Here is a 1,274-nt window from a genome sequence, read left to right on the forward strand (position 1 = left end):
CGCGGTCCCGGGCCTCGCCGCCGTAACCGCCGTCGTCGCGGGCATGGCGGCCGCGGACCACGTCGAGAGCGCGCTCCTCGGCGGTCTGCTCGCCGGGGCCGTCACCTTCGTGCTGTACGTCGGCACCACCTTCGCGTGGGTGCGGCCGCGCTGGCGCGCCGCCCGCACGGCCCTCGACGGGCCGGAGGAGGAGGAGGAGGACCAGGTCCCGGAGGAGACGCCGGCCGACGCCGCGGCTCCGATCACCCTGCCCGTGCCCCAGCTCGATCCACCGGAGCCCGCGGTGGCGCACGCCGTCCCGGCTGCCCGACCGAGAGGAACCACCTCATGACCGAGACCCTGACCACGACCTCCCCCGTGCCCGCGCCGGAGCCCGTGCCGTTCCTGGACCTGGGCGCGCAGACCGCCGAGGTCGAGGCCGACGTCCGCGAGCGCTGGGACGAGATCCTGCGCACGTCCGGTTTCGTGCTCGGGCCCGACGTCGAGCGGTTCGAGCACGAGTTCGCCGCCTACTGCCGGGCGCGGCACGCCGTGGGGGTCGGCAACGGCACCGACGCGCTGGAGATCGGCCTGCGGGCGGCGGGGATCGGCCGCGGCGACGAGGTGATCGTCCCGGCCAACACCTTCTTCGCGACGGCGGAGGCCGTGCTGCGCTGCGGCGCCCTGCTCGTCCCCGCCGACGTCGACGACGACTTCCTGCTGGACCCGGAGGACGTCGCCGGACGGCTGTCGGCGCGCACCCGCGCGGTGATCGGCGTGCACCTGTACGGGCAGATGGCGCCCGTGGCCCAGCTGCGCGAGCTGGTGGGCCCGGACGTCCTGGTGGTCGAGGACGCCGCTCAGGCGCAGGGCGCGAGCCGGGACGGGCTGCGCTCCGGCGGCGCGGGCGACGTGGCCGCCACCAGCTTCTACCCGGGCAAGAACCTGGGCGCGTTCGGCGACGCGGGCGCGGTCATGACGTCGTCGGACGACGTCGCCGAGCGGGCACGCCGACTGCGCAACCACGGCGGCGTCAACCGGTACGAGCACCTGGAGGTCGGCGCGAACTCGCGGCTGGACTCCCTGCAGGCCGCCGTGCTGTCCGCGAAGCTGACCCGGCTGGACGCGTGGAACCTGCGGCGGTCCGAGGCCGCGGCCCGCTACGGTGCCCTGCTGGCCGAGGCGTTCCGGGACGTCCCGGAGGTCGTGGCGCCGCGCGAGCTGCCGGGTGCCGCGCACGTGTGGCACCTGTACGTGGTGCGGGTGCCGGACCGGCCCGCGGCGTCGGCAGCGCT

At 76.2% G+C, this 1,274-nt stretch carries 2 protein-coding genes; both read left to right on the forward strand.

All coding sequences use genetic code 11. The features are described 5' to 3' along the window. Nucleotides 1-331: hypothetical protein (locus PROKR_RS03660; RefSeq protein ID WP_211240019.1), on the forward strand; the 331-nt coding region annotated here is incomplete at its 5' end. Further along, a partial coding sequence (locus tag PROKR_RS03665; RefSeq protein ID WP_051432639.1) for a DegT/DnrJ/EryC1/StrS family aminotransferase occupies nt 328-1,274 on the forward strand: 947 nt, incomplete at its 3' end. The genes PROKR_RS03660 and PROKR_RS03665, both read left to right, overlap by 4 nt.

Source organism: Promicromonospora kroppenstedtii DSM 19349, from assembly GCF_000515355.1.
Lineage (GTDB): Bacteria > Actinomycetota > Actinomycetes > Actinomycetales > Cellulomonadaceae > Promicromonospora > Promicromonospora kroppenstedtii.